Below are 17,792 nucleotides of genomic sequence, written 5' to 3' on the forward strand. Positions count from 1 at the left end.
GTGCGTCACATGCCGAATTCCGCTCAGAGGTCCCAAGCGATTACCGAAACGGTCAACCGATACATGTCGGTGCTGGCCGACGGCGGCGCCGACGATCTGGTCGGCTTCTACGCCGACGACGCGACCCTCGAGGATCCGGTCGGGGGAGAGGTGCACATCGGTACGCGAGCCATCCACGGCTTCTATTCGGCGATCGCGGGCCTGACGCGCGAGTGCGAGTTGGTGTCGCTGCGGGTGTGCGGCAACGAGGCGGTTTTTCAGTTCCGGCTGACCGTGACCAGCGGCGACAGCAAGATGCGGGTGGAGCCCATCGAGGTCATGGCGTTCGATCGCTCCGGCAAAGTGGCCGCGATGAAGGCGTATTGGTCAGCGGTCGACGTGATTCATTTGTAGCCACGTGAGGCGCTGCTGTAGCGCTCAGAACACCACGAACCACATCGCGATGTAGTGGCAGATCGCCGCGACCGCGGTGCAGGCGTGGAAGAACTCGTGGTAGCCGAACGTCGAGGGCCACGGATCCGGCCAGCGCACGGCGTAGAGAATGCCGCCGATGCTGTACAAGGCGCCGCCGACAAACAGCAGCACCAGCGCCGTCACCCCGGCGTTGTGCAGAATCGTCGCGGTGTACCAGACCGCGACCCAACCCAGCAGCAGGTAGAGCGGGACACCGACCCAGCGCGGCGCGGTCGGCCAGCACATCTTGAGCAGAATCCCGGCGATCGCACCGCCCCACACGATCGATAACACCACTCGCCCGTCATGGCCCGGCAATGCCAGCAGGGCGAACGGGGTGTAGCTACCGGCGATGAACACGAAGATCATCGAGTGATCGGCCCGCTTCATCCACTTGTGCGTGGTCGCGGACGCCCAGTTGACTCGGTGATAGGTGGCGCTGACGGTGAACATCACCACGGTGGCCGCAATGTAGGCCAGCGTGGCCAGGCCGGCTTCGGTGGAGCCCACCGCCCAGGAGACCGCAACCAGCGATGCGCCCGCCAAAACAGCGGTGCCGGCCGAATAGACGTGGATCCAGCCGCGGAAGCGCGGCTTGGTGAGCGCCCGTGCGACCCCCTCGACGAGGTGATGCGCAGCGTTGGGAACGGCTAGACCCTGTGGTTCGGGTTCTGCGGTGCTGGCCATGCTGGCCTGGCTGCTCATTTCGCCCATTGCCCCGTCTGGTGATCGCCGGATATCGGTCACCGATCACAGTAGTCGCCCCGAGCGTGAGTGGGCTTACGACTTGGCGTGATCTTGCGGCGAATCAAGGCCGGAATTTGGTGCGCGTCACAGTAGTCTGGATCCTCGTGGAGATCATCCCGCCGCGGCTCAAGGAGCCGTTGTATCGGCTGTATGAGCTGCGGCTGCGGCAAGGCCTGGCAGCCACGAGTTCCGAGTTGCCGCGGCACATCGCGGTGCTGTGCGACGGCAATCGCCGTTGGGCCCGCGATGCGGGTTACGACGACGTCAGCTACGGCTACCGGATGGGTGCCGCCAAGATCGCCGAGATGTTGCGGTGGTGCCAGGAAGCCGGCATCGAGATGACCACCGTCTACCTGCTGTCCACTGAAAACCTGCAGCGCGACGCCGACGAGCTGGCGGCGCTGATCGAGATCATCACCGACGTCGTCGAAGAGATCTGTGCCCCGGCCAACCGCTGGAGTGTGCGCACCGTCGGCGACTTGGAGCTGCTCGGCGATGAACCGGCGCGCCGGCTGCGCGAGGCCGTGGAATCCACGCCGGCCACCGCGCAGTTCCATGTGAACGTGGCAGTCGGCTACGGCGGGCGTCGCGAGATCGTCGACGCGGTGCGGGCGCTGCTGAGCAAGGAACTCGCCAACGGTGCGACCGCCGAGGAGCTTATCGACGCGGTGAGCGTTGAGGGCATTTCGGAGAACCTCTACACCTCGGGGCAACCCGACCCTGATCTGGTCATCCGCACGTCCGGCGAGCAGCGGCTGTCCGGGTTTCTGTTATGGCAGAGCGCCTACTCGGAGATGTGGTTCACCGAGGCGCACTGGCCAGCGTTTCGGCGGGTCGATTTTCTGCGCGCATTGCGCGACTACAGCATGCGCCATCGCCGGTACGGCAAGTAATCGCGTGCGGCACTGAGCCCGCCGCTGGGATGCCCCTCGATCTACCAGGGCTGGCGCTGCGGCACCGGCTCGACCGACTCGGTGGGCGCCAACCTCCGACTGCAATTGGGGCAGAACCGGGGGACAACCAGCAGGAGTTCATGATCTGGTTCAACCATCGATTCCTTCTCCGACGGCGTGGCCACCGGCGAGGCCGCATCGGCGGTACGGCGAGGCGCTGGCGTGGAACACTGGGCGCATGGCTGCGCTGTCGGCGGTGGTGTTCACGCTCAGCGGTTGGCTGGGCCTCTACCTGCTGGCCCGCGACCCGCGCAAGCCGGTGCTGATATTGGCCGCCATTGGGCTATGCGGGTTTGCCCTTGTCTTGGCGTTGGATGCGGTGCGCAACACCAGCATGGCCCACGCCCAGTTGCTCGGTCAGCTGGAGATCTACCTGGTCGCCGTGCCGGGCGTGGCATGGTTCGGCGTTCTGCTCGAGTTGTCGGTGGCGCCCGAGCGCCCTTGGGCACGCAAAGCCGAGTTGCTGCTGATCGCGGCCGTCGGCGCGCTGGCCCTGCTGGGTGCGACCATCGCGGGCAGCGTGGCAGGGCCACTGCGGCCCGGTCACTGGCTGATGTTTGCGGTGATCTCGGCGGCAACGCTGGGCGCCATGGTGGCCGTGTTGGTGCGGCCGGCGCAGCCGATGCCGGTGGTCGGCGTGGTCATCGTCGCGACGCTGTTCTTCGCGCTGGGCAATGCCATCCTGGTGATTCCGCTGGGGCTGGTGCCCAGTTGGCTGGCCCTGGCCTCAACGGGATTCGACGTGTTGTTGCTCGGCGTGGCCGTGGCGGTATGGGACGCCTTCGACGAAGGCCAGGCGTTGCGCGCGGACATGCTGCGCTCGTTTGCGGGCGCGATGGCGGTCGCGGGTGTGTTGGGCGGTCAGGCGCTGATCGGGTTGGCCTTGATCCGCGATGAGCCCACCGCTTCGACCGTGCTGACGGTGCTGCTGTTCACCAGCCTGTCGATCGCCATCGCCGTGCAGGTGTTGGCCGACCCACTGGCCGGGGTACTGGACCGGCTGGCGTTTTCGAAATCGCCGGCACTGCGCGCCGACCGCGCGGCACTGCGCCACACCGGTGCGGCGCTACCGCTGCGGTCGGCGGATCCGCTTGCCGGCATCGATGACGAGACCTTTGTCAGGCTGACCCGCAGAGCGCTGGGGCACTACGGTGACCTGGCCAAGCTCGTCGCCAGCCCGTTGACCGTGTTGCCCGTGGTCGATCAGCGGCTGGCCACCCGTGGGGTTCCCGACCAGCCGCTGGAACGGGCCAACGAACTCAAGGCCGTCCTGGCCGACGGCATCAAGCGACTCAAGCCGCGTGAGGGTGGTGATTTCGGAACCACCGAACAGTGGCGTTATTACAACTCGCTGTATTTTCCCTACGTCGTCGGTGTGCGCGCCTACGCGCAGAATGCCACCGCGGCGGGTTTGGATCCCATCGCCCGGCAGGCCTGGCAATGGCTGGTGACCGAGGTCCCGCAGCGGTCACTGCACAACTGGCAGAACGCGGCTGCTCGGCTGATCGCGGCCGATTTGCGCGGGCGCATCACGGTGGCCAGCGACTAGTCTTGCCGGCCCCCGCCCGGCGGGCGTTGACGGCACTGCCCGCAACTGCCTGACGGCGGGGAGAACGACCTGGTCACGGGGCCTATGGCAGCAGTTGGCAGTGCCATGCGTCGATCTGGCAGTGCGCAGGCGGCAGTCTCAAAACTGTTCCACCGACCGCCTTCTCGCACAGCCCCAAGGAGTAATGCAATGACCGCAATCTCGGGCCCGACAACTTGGCCCCTCTCCGATTCGACGGACGCACTGCTGCGTTTCGCGATGCGCGCGGACGCCACATTGACCGGACTCATGGGCCTGGCCCTCGCCGCGGCCGCCGACCCGATCTCGTCGCTGACCGGCCTGACATCCGCTCAGGAATACAGCATCGGCGCCTTCTTCGTGCTCTACGGCCTGTTGGTGTTCGGCCTCGCCGCGATACCCAACCTGCGTCGCGCCGGGATAGGGGTGGTCGTCGGCAACCTCGTCTACACCGTGGGCGCGATCGTCGCCGCCGAACTAGTGCCGATGACTGGCATCGGGGTGGCCGCGACAGTGGCCAGCGGCGTGTTCACAGCGGCATTTGCCGGGCTGCAGTACCTGGGAGTGCGTCGTATCACGGCCTGAACTCCCCTTCCCGCTGGTGCGGGGCGCCCTCGATAGCTGAGGTGGGTGCCCCGCACCAGCCATGTCGGGCGGTGGCGGGTTCCGCGGCCCGGGAGAGCCGGCGGTGACTGACGATGAGGTTGGAATGCTCAAATCGGCTCGGATCGATGGGTGATCCGAGATACGATCCGGCTGTTCGGCGAGGGTAAACCTCTAGAGGACAGTGATGTCATATTTGATAGCCGCCCCAGACCTGATGGCGCATGCCACAACGGAACTGTCGAGCATCGGTTCGGCCCTCACCGCGGCCAACGCGGCCGCCGCTGTCCCGACGACGGGGGTGCTGGCCGCCGGCGCAGATGACGTCTCGGCGGCGGTGGCCTCGCTATTTGCCGGGCATGCCCAGGCCTATCAGTCACTCGGCGGGCAGGTCGCGGCGTTTCACCAGCAGTTCCTCGAGGGGTTGCGCGGAGCCAGCGGCGCCTATGCGGCCGCCGAGGCGGCCAACGTGTCGCCACTGCAGGATCTGCTGGGGTTGATCAATGCGCCTACCCAGGCGCTGTTGGGACGTCCGCTGATCGGCAACGGCACCAACGGCACCGCCGCCAATCCCAACGGAGGCGCGGGCGGATTGTTGATCGGCAACGGTGGCAACGGCTGGAACAGCACCACCGGTGGGGCTGCCGGCGGTAACGGCGGTGATGCGGGGCTGCTCGGCAACGGCGGGACCGGGGGCAGCGGCGGGGCGCTGGCGCCCGGCGGCACCGGTGGTGTCGGTGGCTGGCTATATGGCAATGGCGGTGCCGGCGGCGCCGGCGGTGTCGGGGCGAATGGGGGCGGCGGGGGTAACGCCTTCTTGTTGGGTGCCGGCGGGGCGGGCGGTGTCGGTGGCACCGGCGGCGTCGGCGCGCTCGGCGGTGACGGCGGCACCGGTGGACGCGGCGGGTGGTTGTGCGGAGACGGTGGCTCCGGCGGGAGCGGCGGGCACGGGGGTGTGGGGCCGGCGGTGGCGAGTTCCCCGACCCGGGTGGTGGTGGCGGGAGCGGCGGTGCGGCTGGGCTGGTCGGCAATGGCGGCTCTGGCGGCAGCGGCGGGGGCGGGGGAACGGGAGGCACGGCCGACTTCCTGGGTGGCACACAGTCCACCGGCGGGGACGGGGGGGCCGGCGGTGACGCCGGGGTCGGCGGAGCCGGCGGGGCGTTGTTGGGCAACGGTGGGGCCGGCGGCGCCGGCGGCAATGGCGGGGACGGTGGCGGTTATGTCACCTCCGGCAATGCTCCCCGAGGCGGCGGCAATGGCGGCGAGGCGGGCGACGGCGGCCTGGGCGGCTCCGCCGGCATGTGGGGGGCTGGAGGTGCCGGTGGGGCTGCCGGTACCGGCGGCGCTGGCATCTCGGGATACCCGAACGGGTTCGGCGGCAGCGGGGGCACCGGCGGCAATGGCGGCAACGGCGGCGGTGGTGGCACCGGTGGCTGGTTATACGGCGACGGCGGTGCGGGCGGGGCCGGCGGTAGCGGCGGCCCAGGCGGAACGACTCACGACCAATACATTGGCGGCGATTGGGGTGACGGCGGTGATGGCGGCGCCGGCGGCGACGCCCAGCACATCGGCAATGGCGGCGCCGGCGGTGAGCGCGGCGCGGCCGGCACCGGCGGGTCCGGCTTTGCCGACGGGTCGGTGGGCAGCGGCGGTGCCGGAGGCACCGGCGGGTCACTGTGGGGTGCGAATGGGGCGAGCGGCCTTTAAGTCAGGCCCCGGGCTGACTCGGCGCCGGATCAACCTAGCGGCGCCGCGGCCTACAGTTTGCGTAGCCGCAGCCGCTTGATGGAGTGGTCGGCATCCTTGCGCAGCACCAATGTTGCCCGCGGCCGAGTCGGCAGGATGTTTTCAACGAGGTTGCGTCGGTTGATCGTTCGCCAGATCTCGCGCGCGGCGACCACAGCTTCCGGGTCGGGCAGCGCCGAGTAGTGGTGGAAGTGTGACTCCGGGTTGGCAAACGCGGTGCTGCGCATGGCCAGGAACCGCGACACGTACCACTGCTCGATGTCTTCGATTCGGGCGTCCACATACAGCGAGAAATCGAACAGATCCGACACCATCAGCGTCGGGCCCGTCTGAAGTACGTTGAGTCCCTCCAAGATCAAGATGTCGGGATGGCGGACGACTTGTTTGGCTCCGGGGATGATGTTGTAGTGCAGGTGTGAATACACCGGTGCGCAGGCATAGTCGGACCCGGACTTCACCGACGTGACGAACCGCATCAGCGCCCTGCGGTTGTAGCTTTCTGGAAAGCCCTTGCGGTGCATCAGATTTCGTCGCTCCAACTCGGCGTTGGGGTAGAGAAATCCGTCTGTGGTGACCAGGTCCACCCGGGGATGGTGATCCCAGCGCGCCAAGAGGGCCTGAAGCACGCGGGCGGTGGTCGACTTGCCGACTGCCACGCTGCCGGCCACGCCGATGATGAACGGCACCGGCCGGTCAGGGTTCTGCTGTGGCTCACCCAGGAATTCCGCGGTAGCGGCGAACAGTCGTTGACGGGCCGCGACCTGAAGATGAAGCAACCGGGCCAGGGGCAGGAAGACCTCTTCGACCTCGAGCAGGTCGATCTGTTCCCCGAGGCCGCGCAGGCCGATCAGTTCGGCTTCGGTGAGAGCCAGCGGTGTCGACATTCGCAGCGCGCGCCACTGCCTTCGGTCGAACTCCACATAGGGGCTCGGCTCGCTAAGCCGTGACATGGCATAAGTCTTACAGGGGCGAGGGCATGCTTGTCGCCTGGGGCCAGCGGTACTGGGAGATCGGGCCCGCAACGGCACCACTGGATACACTGGCGGCCGTGACTGCCGCACCTGACGCTCGCACTTCCGCCCCAAAATCCGCGCCGAGAAATGCTTCTGTGATGGAGGCTCCGCTCGCTGAGGTGGACCCCGACATCGCAGCGCTGCTGGGCAAGGAACTCGGTAGGCAGCGGGACACGCTGGAGATGATCGCCTCGGAGAACTTCGTCCCGCGAGCGGTATTGCAGGCCCAGGGCAGTGTCTTGACCAACAAGTACGCCGAGGGCCTGCCGGGCCGGCGTTACTACGGCGGTTGCGAGCACGTCGATGTGGTGGAAAACATTGCCCGCGACCGGGCTAAGGCGCTGTTCGGCGCCGATTTCGCCAACGTGCAGCCGCATTCGGGCGCCCAGGCCAACGCCGCGGTGTTGCATGCGCTCATGTCGCCGGGGGAGCGGCTGCTGGGGCTGGATCTGGCCAATGGGGGCCACCTGACCCACGGCATGCGGCTGAACTTCTCCGGCAAGTTGTACGAGAACGGCTTCTACGGCGTCGACCCGACGACGCACCTGATCGACATGGACGCGGTGCGGGCCAAGGCGCTCGAGTTCCGTCCGAAGGTGATCATCGCCGGCTGGTCGGCCTATCCCCGGGTGCTCGACTTCGCGGCCTTCCGCTCCATCGCCGATGAGGTTGGCGCCCAGTTGTTTGTCGACATGGCCCACTTCGCCGGGTTGGTGGCTGCCGGATTGCATCCGTCCCCGGTGCCGCATGCGGATGTGGTCTCCACCACAATTCACAAGACGCTCGGTGGCGGCCGGTCGGGCATGATCCTGGGCAAGCAGGAATTCGCCAAGGCCATCAATTCGGCGGTTTTCCCTGGCCAGCAGGGCGGTCCGCTCATGCATGTCATCGCGGGCAAGGCGGTGGCACTCAAGATCGCCGGCACGCCCGAATTCGCCGATCGGCAGCGGCGCACGCTGGCGGGTGCCCGGATTGTCGCCGATCGGCTGATGGCTTCCGACGTCGCCAAGGCGGGGGTCTCGGTGGTCAGCGGCGGCACCGACGTGCACCTGGTACTGGTCGATTTGCGTGATTCCCCGCTCGATGGCCAGGCGGCCGAAGACCTGCTGCACGAGGCGGGAATCACGGTCAACCGCAACGCTGTCCCCAACGATCCGCGGCCACCGATGGTGACCTCGGGCTTGCGGATCGGGACTCCCGCATTGGCCACCCGCGGGTTCGGCGATGCCGAATTCAGTGAGGTCGCCGACGTGATCGCGGGCGCCCTCGCGGCCGGGCGCTCGGCCGATGTGGCCGCGCTGCGGGCCAGGGTAACCCGTTTGGCCAGGGATTTTCCCCTCTACGAGGGCCTCGAGGAGTGGAATCTCGTAGATCGCTGACGGCGACACGGGGGGTCGATTTTAATTATCCTGTGTATGAGGGTTACAGTTACCGCATGGCACAGAAACCTGTCGCTAATGCGCTGACCCTCGAACTTGAGCCCGTGGTCGAACAGAACATGGCTCGCCACCTCGACACCGAGGACATTTGGTTCGCCCACGACTTCGTCCCCTTCGACCAGGGCGAGAACTTCGCCTTCCTCGGTGGACGTGACTGGGATCCCTCCCAGACGACGCTGCCCAGGCTGATCACCGATGCCTGCGAGATCCTGTTGATCCTCAAGGACAACCTGGCCGGCCGTCACCGTGAACTCGTCGAGCACTTCATTCTCGAGGACTGGTGGGGTCGTTGGCTGGGTAGATGGACCGCTGAGGAGCACCTGCACGCCATCGCTCTGCGCGAATACCTGGTGGTGACTCGCGAGGTCGACCCGGTCCTCAACGAAGACGTCCGCGTCCAGTACGTGATGAAGGGGTACCGGGCCGAGAAGTACACGCAGGTCGAAACTCTCGTGTACATGGCCTTCTACGAGCGCTCCCTGGTCGCCTTCTGCCGCAACCTGGCTGCCCAGATCGAGGAACCCGTCCTGGCCGGCATGATCGACCGGATCGGCCGTGACGAAGCGCGTCACGAGTTGTTCTTTGCCAATCTTGTGGACCACTGCCTGGCCACCCGCCGCGACGAGACGATCGCCGCGATTGCCGCCCGGGCCGGCGATGTGCAGGCCCCCGGTGCCGACATCGACGCCTACCAGGACAAACTGCGCGACGTTGCCGAGGCCGGACTCTTTGGCGCGGACCAGCTCAAGCAGGTTGTTTCGGGCCGCATCACCGAATGGGGATTGGCTGAGGAGCCTGCGCTCAAGCAGTTCGTGACGGGCTAGATCGACTTCGACAAAACGATGCACTGCGCCTGGTGCAGTGCATCGTTTTCGTCTGTTGGGCTTGACCGCTCAGCTCCTGCGCGGCGCGACCGCGCGGTCCGTCGTCGTCAAGGTGTGCTTGCCTCGGCGCGCCTGCCCGGCGTGGGTGTGCTCACCGGAGTAGCGTCGCAGGTGATGGTCAGCGACTTGCTCAGCTGCCAGGGCGGCACCTTCCGTCACTACAACGGCAGGACCGGCCCCGGTCCTGGTGCCGCGGCCCGCGTCGACACGCTCGTGCGGGTCCGCCCGAGCGGCAATCGCTCGAGGAGCGCTCTGTGACCGATATTCGGACTTACGTGCTGGACACCTCCGTGTTGCTGTCCGACCCCTGGGCCTGCAGCCGGTTCGCCGAGCACGAAGTGGTGGTTCCACTGGTGGTAATCAGTGAGCTCGAAGCCAAGCGGCATCACCATGAGTTGGGTTGGTTCGCCCGGCAGGCATTGCGGTTGTTCGACGATCTTCGACTGGAACACGGGCGGCTGGATCAGCCCATTCCGGTTGGTAAACAAGGTGGTTCGTTGCACGTCGAGCTCAACCACACCGACCCTTCGGTGCTGCCCGCGGGATTCCGTACCGACAGCAACGACTCTCGCATCTTGAGTTGCGCGGCCAACCTTGCCGCCGAGGGCAGACGAGTTACGTTGGTCAGCAAGGACATTCCGCTTCGAGTCAAGGCCGCTGCGGTGGGCTTGGCGGCTGACGAGTACCACGCGCAGGACGTCGTAGCCTCCGGCTGGTCCGGGATGCACGAAATCGAAACGGCTGCAGGGGATATCGATGCCCTATTCGCCGACGGAGAGATCGACCTGGCCGAAGCCCGCGATCTGCCCTGCCACACCGGGGTCCGGCTGCTGGGCGGAAGTTCACATGCGCTGGGCCGGGTCACCGCGGCCAAACGTGTGCAGCTAGTCCGCGGTGACCGCGAGGTTTTCGGTTTGCGGGGTCGCTCGGCCGAACAGCGGGTAGCGCTGGACCTGCTGCTCGACGAGTCGGTGGGCATCGTGTCGATGGGCGGCAAAGCCGGAACCGGAAAGTCGGCGCTGGCGCTGTGTGCCGGCCTGGAAGCGGTGCTCGAGCGCCGCACTCACCGCAAGGTGGGCGTTTTCCGCCCGCTCTATGCGGTGGGCGGCCAGGAGCTGGGCTACCTACCCGGCAGCGAGAGCGACAAGATGGGGCCATGGGCCCAAGCCGTCTTCGACACGCTCGAAGGTTTGGCCAGCCCGGCGGTGCTCGAGGAGGTTCTCTCCCGGGGCATGCTCGAGGTGCTGCCGCTCACCCACATCCGGGGCCGCTCGTTGCATGACTCGTTCGTCATCGTCGACGAAGCCCAATCGCTGGAACGCAACGTGCTCTTGACCGTGCTGTCGCGGCTGGGTACCGGGTCCCGGGTGGTGTTGACGCACGACATCGCGCAGCGCGACAACCTGCGAGTCGGCCGCCACGACGGCATTGTCGCGGTGATCGAGAAACTCAAGGGACATCCGCTGTTTGCGCACATCACGCTGCTGCGTAGTGAACGGTCCCCGATCGCCGCGCTGGTCACCGAGATGCTCGAAGAGATCGCCGGGCCGCACTGATCGGCCCCTGACCAGGGCGCGAGACCCCGCGATGGCGGGATCGGGTGCCCAGCGCCAGGTAGGCTGCCAAGGTGCGCAAACGACCCGACAACCAGGCCTGGCGGTATTGGCGCATGGTCGTCGGGGTCGTTGCGGCGGTGGCCGTGCTGGTGATCGGCAGCCTGACCGGCCATGTCACGCGTGCCGATGACCAGAGTTGCGCGGTGGTCAAATGTGTCGCGCTGACCTTCGATGACGGTCCAAGCCCGTTCACGGATCGTCTGCTGCAAATCCTGAAGGACAACGACGCCAAGGCCACGTTCTTCCTGATCGGCAACAAGGTGGCGGCCAACCCCGCGGCAGCGAAACGCATCGCCGAAGCGGGCATGGAGATCGGCAGCCACACCTGGGAACACCCCAACATGACGACCATCCCCGAAGCGGACATCGCCGGCCAGTTTTCCCGGGCCAACGACGCGATCAAAGCCGCGACGGGTCGCACACCCACGCTCTATCGTCCCGCCGGGGGACTGTCCAACGCGGCGGTGCGCCAGACCGCCGCAAAATACGGCCAAGCCGAAATCCTCTGGGATGTCATCCCCTTCGACTGGGCCAACGACTCCAACACCGCGGCCACGCGCTACATGCTGATGAGGCAGATCAAGCCGGGTTCGGTGGTGTTGTTTCATGACACCTACTCGAGCACCGTCGACCTGGTCTACCAGTTCATTCCGGTGCTCAAGGCAAATGGCTATCGCCTGGTGACGGTCAGCGAGCTGCTCGGGCCGCGGGCGCCCGGCAGCAGCTACGGCAGCCGGGACAACGGCCCGCCCGTCGACGAACTGCGCGACATTCCGCCCAGCGACATCCCGCCGTTGCCCAACACCCCGTCGCCCAAACCCATGCCGAACTTCCCGATCACCGACATAGCGGGTCAGAACTCAGGCGGGCCCAATAACGGTGCCTAGCACCAGCGCTTCGGCAGGCCAAGCGCAGCCGAAGACCGCCCGCAGGCTTTTACTGCAATACGCGTTCGACCTCGCCCTGGCCTACTTCATCGCCGTCGTTGATGCATCGGCGATCTTGATCCCACTGCGCGGTCACACCTACGTCGACTTCGCCCAACGAAACCTGCCGGTGGTGTCGGTCCTGGTGGTGCTGGGGATCATCAGCGTCGCGGTTGCCGGAGTACTGACCCTGGCCCCCACCCTGCAGTGGTTCGTCCCGGGGCACCCGCCCACCAAGGCGCAGCGAGAAGCCGCGCTGCGGCTCGGTGGTCGCCAGTCGCTGATCCTGGTCGGAGCCTGGGCCGCATCCGGGGCAGTCCTGATGCTGCTCAACCACGCGGACGGCACCAAGATCATGCTGCCGATTCTGCTCGGTGTGGTGCTGGGGGGACCCGCCGCCGCGGGCACCGGCATGCTGCTGGCGCAACGCACCCTGCGGCCCATCGTGGGGGTGGCCACCCGGGGCGGCCAGCCGCGACTGGCGGTCCCCGGCGTGTTCGCCCGGCTGGTCCTGCTCTGGTTCCTGTGCAGCGCCTTGCCCATCGGGGTCATCGGGACCTTCATCGTGTTGCGGTCCTACGGGTGGGTCATTGAACAGTCCGCGTCGCTGGATGTGCCGATCCTGGTCGTATCGTTGGCCGCCCTGCTGCTCGGGCTGCCGACGATGATCCTGACCTCGCGATCCATCTCCGATCCACTCGATGAGATCGTCGACGCCATGGGGCAGGTCGAGCACGGCCACATCGGCACCTACGTCGGTTCCTACGAGCGCTCCCAAATTGGGCGCCTGCAAACGGGGTTCAACCGCATGGTGGCCGGCCTGGAAGAGCGGGAACGCCTCCGGGACCTGTTCGGCCGCCATGTCGGCACCGATGTCGCACGCCGCGCCCTCGAAGAGGGCTCCGGGTCGCCGGGCGAAGTGGTGGAGGCGGCGGTTCTCTACATCGACCTGGTGGGCTCCACGCAGCTGGCCGAAAACCGCCCGCCGCAAGAGGTAGCCGAAGTGCTCAACGACTTCTTCCGGATAGTCGTCGTCGCCGTCGATGAGGATCAGGGGCTGATCAACAAATTCGAAGGTGACGCTGCGCTGGCCGTCTTCGGAGCGCCGCTGCGAACCGGTGATCCGGCGTCGGCCGCGTTGGCGACGGCGCGCGCGTTGGGCACCCAGCTGCGTGGCCTACCGGCGGTGGATTTCGGTGTCGGTGTTTCGGCGGGGCGGGTTTTTGCCGGCAACATCGGTGCGGAAAACCGCTACGAATACACGGTCATCGGCGACGCGGTCAATGAGGCCGCACGGCTGGCCGACCTCGCCAAGACCTCCGAGCGGCGGATTCTGTGTTCGGCGGCGGCGCTTGACCGCGCCCATGAGGCCGAGTGCCGTCGCTGGATCCAGTGCTATTCCACGGTGCTGCGCGGCCGCTCCGAAGCCACGCACGTCTGTGCCCCGGCCGAGGCCGGCTAGCGCGGGTTCGGCTCGGTACTTGTCGGTTTTCAGGACTTGTCGACCTTGAGTGCCGCAATGACCTTGCTGATCGTGGCCGCCGAGGCGGCATCGCCGATGGGTGTGGCGCCCAGGAAGATGGTGACCGGTTTGGTGTCGACGGCGATGATGACCACGGAGTCACCCTTGACGTTGCGTGAGGTGTCGGCGATCGTGATGTCGGCGTCAACTCGAGCCGCCTTGACCCCGTCGACGGTGGTCGAGGACTTCTTGGTGGGGCCCAGGGTGGGCGACGACTGCACGTAGCCGGGGCCGTCGACCACACATTGCATCAGCTTCGATGCCTGCTCGCTGACATCCATGCTGGCCACGAAGTTGGTGACGGCGACCTCGGCCTGCATCATCCACTGGCTGGCGTCGGGTACCTCCTGGCCGACCCCCAACGCTCCAATCAGGTTGGGGCTCTGATCGTCGCCGAATACCGACCAGCCCGGTGCCGCGCTGATCGGGAACGACAACTTGCCGGCACTGATGATCTCCCCGAGTGGCCGCTCACCGGCGGACATGTTGGGGGTGCAGCCGGTCGCGTTCTGCTCGGAGTTGTCCGGCTCCGAAGTCGAAGCGCCGCTGGTCGCGGGGGTGCCCGAGGGGCCGGCGTTGTTCGATTTGTTGCCGCCGAGCGTAAAGACCAGCACCACTACCAGCGCCAGTACGCCCAGCACGGCGACACCGGCGATGATCAGCCACGGCGCCTTCGAGCCCGGTCCTTTCGGCGGCGGTCCGGGTGAGTACGGCCCGGTTGGCCAGCCGGGGCCGGTGCCATACGGCTGACCGGCCTGGGGGAATTGCTGGGGTGGATAGGTGCCCGGCCCGTAGGAAGGCGCACCGCCCTGCGGGTTGGTGTACGGCCCGGTCGGTGGGTACGGGTATTGGCCGCCGGCCTGGGGCTGGCCGTACCCGTAGGGGGCCTGACCATACGGGTTGTAGCCGGCCGGATCCTGGCCATAGGGCCCACCGGGAGGAGTCGTCATACGCCTAACCATCCTCGTTTCCTTGAACCGCCTCGGTTGAGGGGGTCGCGCAACCGCGCGGGCGTAGCCAGTCGCCCGGCACGGACCTAGGTCGGCCTAGTCGTCGGTCGCTTCGACCTTGGCCATCGCAAGCACGTCGAGACGGCGGTCGAGTTCCTCGAGCGAGAGCTTGTCGCCGATCAAGCCGCGATCGATGACGGTCTGGCGGATCGTCTTGCGTTCCTTGAGCGCTTGCTTGGCGACCGCGGCCGCCTCCTCGTAGCCGATCGCCGAGTTCAGCGGTGTCACGATCGACGGTGAGGACTCCGCGAGTTCACGCAGGTGCTCGGCGTTGGCGGTCAACCCGGCAATGCAGCGCTGCGCGAACAGCTTTGAGACGTTGGTCAGCAACGTGAATGACTCGAGGATGTTGCGGGCCATCATCGGGATGTAGACGTTGAGCTCGAAGGCGCCATTGGCGCCGCCCCAGGCCACCGCCGCGTCGTTGCCGATCACCTGCGCCGCGATCTGCGTAACAGCCTCGGGGAGAACCGGATTCACCTTGCCCGGCATGATGGAGCTGCCGGGCTGCAGGTCCGGCAGCTGGATTTCGGCCAAACCGGTCAACGGACCGGAGCCCATCCAGCGGATGTCGTTGGCAATCTTGGTCAGCGACACCGCGATGGTGCGCAGCGCCCCGGAGGCCTCGACCAATCCGTCCCGTGCGGCTTGGGCTTCGAAAGAGTTCGCCGCCGTTCGCAATTGGGGCAGCCCGGTCTGGGGCACCAGCACCGACACCACCTTGACGCCGAAGCCCTCGGGGGCGTTGAGTCCGGTACCGACCGCGGTACCGCCGATGGCCAGTTCGCCGAGTCGGGGCAACGTGGCGCGGACGCGCTCGATGCCGGCCTCGATCTGGCGGGCATACCCGCTGAACTCCTGGCCCAGCGTGACCGGAACCGCGTCCATCAAGTGGGTCCGGCCCGACTTGACCACCGACTGCCACTCGAGAGCCTTCGTGGCCAGGGCGTCCTGCAAGATCTCCAGGGCGGGGATGAGGTGGCTGACGGCGGCCTCGGTGGCCGCGATGTGAGTGGCGGTTGGGAAGGTGTCGTTCGACGACTGCGACATGTTGACGTCGTCGTTGGGGTGTACCGCCACGCCATTGGCGCGGGCGATGCTGGCGATCACCTCGTTGGTGTTCATGTTGGAGCTAGTGCCCGAGCCGGTCTGGAAGACATCGATCGGGAACTGGTCGTCATGTTGGCCGTCGGCGATCTCGGCGGCGGCAGCGATGATCGCTTGGGCCTTCTCCGGTGCCAGCAGCCCGAGGTCCATGTTCACCTGCGCGCAAGCGCCCTTGAGCAGGCCCAAGGCGCGGATCTGGGCGCGCTCGAGACCGCGGCCCGAGATGGGGAAGTTTTCCACCGCCCGCTGGGTTTGGGCGCGCCATAGTGCCTTTGCCGGCACCCGGACCTCGCCCATGGTGTCGTGCTCGATGCGGTATTCGGTGTCGTTGTCGGCATCGTCGTGGGCGCTGTGGGCCATTGGCGGGTCCTTGCTGGTCGGGTTTGCGGGAGGGGTGTTACGGCAGGGGATAGGCGGCGGTGCTGTCGCCGGTGAAGTCGATCGCCGAGTATTCGTTGAGTTTGGAAAGTCGGTGGTAGGCCTCGATCATCCGCACGGTGCCCGACTTGGACCGCATCACGATCGACTGCGTGGTGCAGCCGCCCGGGTAGTAGCGAACACCCTTGAGCAGGTCACCGTCGGTGACCCCGGTGGCACAGAAGAAGACGTTTTCCCCGGACACCAAGTCCTCGGTGGTCAGCACCTGATCGAGGTCGTAGCCGGCGTCGAGCGCCTTGCGGCGCTCGGCCTCGTCCTTGGGGGCCAGTTGCGCCTGGATGGCTCCGCCCATGCAGCGAATCGCGGCGGCGGCGATGATGCCCTCCGGCGTGCCGCCGATCCCGGCCAGCATGTCGGTGCCCGATTCCGGTCGGCATGCCGAGATGGCGCCGGCGACGTCGCCATCGGTGATCAGCCGGATCCGGGCGCCGGTGGCCCGAACGTCTTCGATCAACTGGGCGTGTCGTGGCCGGTCCAGGATGCATACCGTCATGTCCCGCGCCGACAATGCCTTGACCCGGGCCACCGCCCGAACGTTCTCGGCAATGGGTGCGGTGATGTCGAGCACGTGCGCGGCCTCGGGGCCGACGGCGATCTTGTTCATGTAGAACACCGCCGACGGATCGAACATCGCACCGCGATCGGCTACCGCCAGCACCGAGATGGCGTTGGGCATGCCCTTGCTCATCAGTGTGGTGCCATCAATCGGGTCGACAGCGAAGTCGCACTCTGGCCCGTCGCCATTTCCGACGTCTTCGCCGTTGTACAACATCGGGGCGTCGTCTTTCTCGCCCTCGCCGATGACCACGACGCCACGCATCGACACCGAGTTCACCAGCTCGCGAATCGCGTCGACAGCGGCGGCGTCGCCACCCTCCTTGTCGCCGCGCCCCACCCAGCGGCCCGCGGCCATGGCACCGGCCTCGGTGACTCGCACGAGTTCCATCGCCAGGTTGCGGTCGGGGGCTTCGCCACGTGGCGGCCGTGGCAGCGATGGGTCGCGCCCCGCGACCGCGGTTGGCGACGAACCGGATCCCTGAGCTGTCATGGTTGGTGATTGTCCCAGAAGCAGATCACCGGGCTGGAGCTGGGATACTGGCCTGCGATACTGGCCAGGTGACTGGTGAGCCGCAGCCGGGCCCGAAGCCGGCCAAACCACGGTTGCTGCAGGATGGGCGCGACATGTTCTGGTCGCTTGCCCCGCTGGTGGTTGGCTGCATCCTGCTGGCAGGCCTGGTAGGGATGTGTTCCTTCCAACCGGGCGCGACCAATCGAGGAAATGTCCCGTCCTACGACGCCGCGGCGGCTCTGAAGGCCGACGCGGCCGCCCTGGGATTCCCGATTCGGCTGCCAGTCCTGCCGGATGGATGGAAAGCCAACTCGGGCGGTCGTGGCGGCATCGAGAATGGGCGCACCGATCCGGCTAACGGTCAGCTGCTGCGCGCGACCACCTCGAAGGTGGGATACATCAGCCCATCGGGGATGTACCTGAGCCTGACCCAGAGCAATGCCGACGAGGACAAGCTGGTCCGATCGATCCATCCGGACATGTATCCGACTGGCACCGTGGATGTGGTCGACACCAGCTGGGTTGTCTACGAAGGCACCGATAGCAACGGCTCCACCGAGCCGGTGTGGACCACCCGGCTTACCAGCCCGCAGGGTCCCGCCCAGGTCGCAATCACCGGCGCCGGAAGCGCCGACGAATTCCGTACGCTGGCGCTGGCTACGCAATCGCAGGCGCCGCTGCCGACCAAGAATTAGCCGG

Annotated in this window: 17 protein-coding genes; 12 read left to right on the forward strand and 5 right to left on the reverse strand. The window is 66.9% G+C overall.

The features are described from left to right. The first annotated feature begins 9 nt into the window (after window positions 1–9). Window positions 10–393, forward strand: coding sequence for a nuclear transport factor 2 family protein (locus SHTP_RS05285; protein WP_096369985.1), 384 nt, complete (start codon window positions 10–12; stop codon window positions 391–393). 24 nt (window positions 394–417) lie between these two features. On the opposite strand, the gene trhA is transcribed toward SHTP_RS05285, so the two are convergent. Further along, complete coding sequence (gene trhA, locus SHTP_RS05290) at window positions 418–1,158, reverse strand: PAQR family membrane homeostasis protein TrhA (RefSeq protein ID WP_012395942.1); 741 nt, start codon at window positions 1,156–1,158, stop codon at window positions 418–420. Window positions 1,159–1,304: 146 nt separating this feature from the next. Here trhA and SHTP_RS05295 point away from each other — a divergent pair, with 146 nt between their 5' ends. The 4 genes from SHTP_RS05295 to SHTP_RS28520 all read left to right on the forward strand — a co-directional run bounded on the left by SHTP_RS05295 (window position 1,305) and on the right by SHTP_RS28520 (window position 6,109). Beyond that, window positions 1,305–2,093: a (2Z,6E)-farnesyl diphosphate synthase gene (locus SHTP_RS05295; protein ID WP_012395941.1), complete on the forward strand. Its 789-nt coding sequence runs from the start codon at window positions 1,305–1,307 to the stop codon at window positions 2,091–2,093. Between the two features lie 238 nt (window positions 2,094–2,331). After that, complete coding sequence (locus SHTP_RS05300) at window positions 2,332–3,702, forward strand: hypothetical protein (protein WP_096369986.1); 1,371 nt, start codon at window positions 2,332–2,334, stop codon at window positions 3,700–3,702. A gap of 189 nt (window positions 3,703–3,891) precedes the next feature. Continuing rightward, window positions 3,892–4,305 (forward strand): hypothetical protein, encoded by a 414-nt coding sequence (locus tag SHTP_RS05305; protein ID WP_096369987.1) that lies wholly within the window; start codon window positions 3,892–3,894, stop codon window positions 4,303–4,305. 205 nt (window positions 4,306–4,510) lie between these two features. Further along, window positions 4,511–6,109, forward strand: a complete 1,599-nt coding sequence (locus SHTP_RS28520; RefSeq protein ID WP_477497725.1) for a PE family protein — start codon at window positions 4,511–4,513, stop codon at window positions 6,107–6,109. On the opposite strand, the gene coaA is transcribed toward SHTP_RS28520, so the two are convergent. Continuing rightward, window positions 6,081–7,019: a type I pantothenate kinase gene (gene coaA / locus SHTP_RS05315; protein WP_096369988.1), complete on the reverse strand. Its 939-nt coding sequence runs from the start codon at window positions 7,017–7,019 to the stop codon at window positions 6,081–6,083. The genes SHTP_RS28520 and coaA overlap by 29 nt on opposite strands. 161 nt (window positions 7,020–7,180) lie before the next feature. On the opposite strand from coaA, the gene glyA reads away from it, so the two are divergent. From glyA to SHTP_RS05345, 6 genes are all read left to right on the forward strand, one after another. Further along, window positions 7,181–8,461 carry a serine hydroxymethyltransferase gene (gene glyA, locus SHTP_RS05320; protein WP_038580547.1) on the forward strand — a complete coding sequence of 427 codons (1,281 nt, stop codon included), beginning with the start codon at window positions 7,181–7,183 and terminating at the stop codon, window positions 8,459–8,461. Between the two features lie 56 nt (window positions 8,462–8,517). After that, entirely contained in the window at window positions 8,518–9,345 is an 828-nt protein-coding gene (locus tag SHTP_RS05325) for an acyl-ACP desaturase (RefSeq protein WP_096369989.1), read from the forward strand. A 114-nt stretch (window positions 9,346–9,459) separates the two neighbouring features. Next, a complete protein-coding gene (locus tag SHTP_RS28530; RefSeq protein WP_096369990.1) occupies window positions 9,460–9,663 on the forward strand; it encodes a hypothetical protein in 204 nt (67 codons plus the stop codon). After that, complete coding sequence (locus SHTP_RS05335; RefSeq protein ID WP_096369991.1) at window positions 9,660–10,961, forward strand: RNA 5'-3' helicase PhoH2; 1,302 nt, start codon at window positions 9,660–9,662, stop codon at window positions 10,959–10,961. The genes SHTP_RS28530 and SHTP_RS05335 overlap by 4 nt, the downstream gene beginning before the upstream one ends. 71 nt (window positions 10,962–11,032) lie before the next feature. Further along, window positions 11,033–11,908, forward strand: a complete 876-nt coding sequence (locus SHTP_RS05340) for a polysaccharide deacetylase family protein (protein WP_015356908.1) — start codon at window positions 11,033–11,035, stop codon at window positions 11,906–11,908. Window positions 11,909–11,960: 52 nt separating this feature from the next. Further along, window positions 11,961–13,409, forward strand: a complete 1,449-nt coding sequence (locus tag SHTP_RS05345) for an adenylate/guanylate cyclase domain-containing protein (protein ID WP_172900634.1) — start codon at window positions 11,961–11,963, stop codon at window positions 13,407–13,409. 29 nt (window positions 13,410–13,438) lie between these two features. Here the strand turns inward: SHTP_RS05345 and SHTP_RS05350 are convergent, their stop codons facing one another. From SHTP_RS05350 to glpX, 3 genes are all read right to left on the reverse strand, one after another. Continuing rightward, window positions 13,439–14,419, reverse strand: a complete 981-nt coding sequence (locus tag SHTP_RS05350) for a DUF3824 domain-containing protein (RefSeq protein WP_096369993.1) — start codon at window positions 14,417–14,419, stop codon at window positions 13,439–13,441. A 96-nt stretch (window positions 14,420–14,515) separates the two neighbouring features. Beyond that, window positions 14,516–15,946, reverse strand: a complete 1,431-nt coding sequence (locus SHTP_RS05355) for a class II fumarate hydratase (protein ID WP_096369994.1) — start codon at window positions 15,944–15,946, stop codon at window positions 14,516–14,518. 37 nt (window positions 15,947–15,983) lie between these two features. Beyond that, window positions 15,984–17,072 carry a class II fructose-bisphosphatase gene (gene glpX / locus SHTP_RS05360; protein ID WP_012395930.1) on the reverse strand — a complete coding sequence of 363 codons (1,089 nt, stop codon included), beginning with the start codon at window positions 17,070–17,072 and terminating at the stop codon, window positions 15,984–15,986. A gap of 68 nt (window positions 17,073–17,140) precedes the next feature. On the opposite strand from glpX, the gene SHTP_RS05365 reads away from it, so the two are divergent. Continuing rightward, a complete protein-coding gene (locus tag SHTP_RS05365; RefSeq protein WP_012395929.1) occupies window positions 17,141–17,788 on the forward strand; it encodes a DUF4245 domain-containing protein in 648 nt (215 codons plus the stop codon). The last annotated feature ends 4 nt before the right edge of the window (window positions 17,789–17,792 follow it).

It is taken from the genome of Mycobacterium ulcerans subsp. shinshuense, assembly GCF_002355775.1.
Taxonomy (GTDB): Bacteria; Actinomycetota; Actinomycetes; order Mycobacteriales; family Mycobacteriaceae; genus Mycobacterium; species Mycobacterium marinum.

Bases quoted from the DNA above. Each gene is read 5' to 3' on its own strand.
- SHTP_RS05325 (WP_096369989.1), top strand. From the start codon at position 8,518: ATGGCACAGAAACCTGTCGCTAATGCGCTGACCCTCGAACTTGAGCCC.
- coaA (WP_096369988.1), bottom strand. From the start codon at position 7,019: ATGTCACGGCTTAGCGAGCCGAGCCCCTATGTGGAGTTCGACCGAAGG.
- SHTP_RS05350 (WP_096369993.1), bottom strand. From the start codon at position 14,419: ATGACGACTCCTCCCGGTGGGCCCTATGGCCAGGATCCGGCCGGCTAC.
- SHTP_RS28520 (WP_477497725.1), top strand. From the start codon at position 4,511: ATGTCATATTTGATAGCCGCCCCAGACCTGATGGCGCATGCCACAACG.
- glpX (WP_012395930.1), bottom strand. From the start codon at position 17,072: ATGACAGCTCAGGGATCCGGTTCGTCGCCAACCGCGGTCGCGGGGCGC.
- trhA (WP_012395942.1), bottom strand. From the start codon at position 1,158: ATGAGCAGCCAGGCCAGCATGGCCAGCACCGCAGAACCCGAACCACAG.
- SHTP_RS05285 (WP_096369985.1), top strand. From the start codon at position 10: ATGCCGAATTCCGCTCAGAGGTCCCAAGCGATTACCGAAACGGTCAAC.
- glyA (WP_038580547.1), top strand. From the start codon at position 7,181: ATGGAGGCTCCGCTCGCTGAGGTGGACCCCGACATCGCAGCGCTGCTG.
- SHTP_RS05305 (WP_096369987.1), top strand. From the start codon at position 3,892: ATGACCGCAATCTCGGGCCCGACAACTTGGCCCCTCTCCGATTCGACG.
- SHTP_RS05300 (WP_096369986.1), top strand. From the start codon at position 2,332: ATGGCTGCGCTGTCGGCGGTGGTGTTCACGCTCAGCGGTTGGCTGGGC.
- SHTP_RS05355 (WP_096369994.1), bottom strand. From the start codon at position 15,946: ATGGCCCACAGCGCCCACGACGATGCCGACAACGACACCGAATACCGC.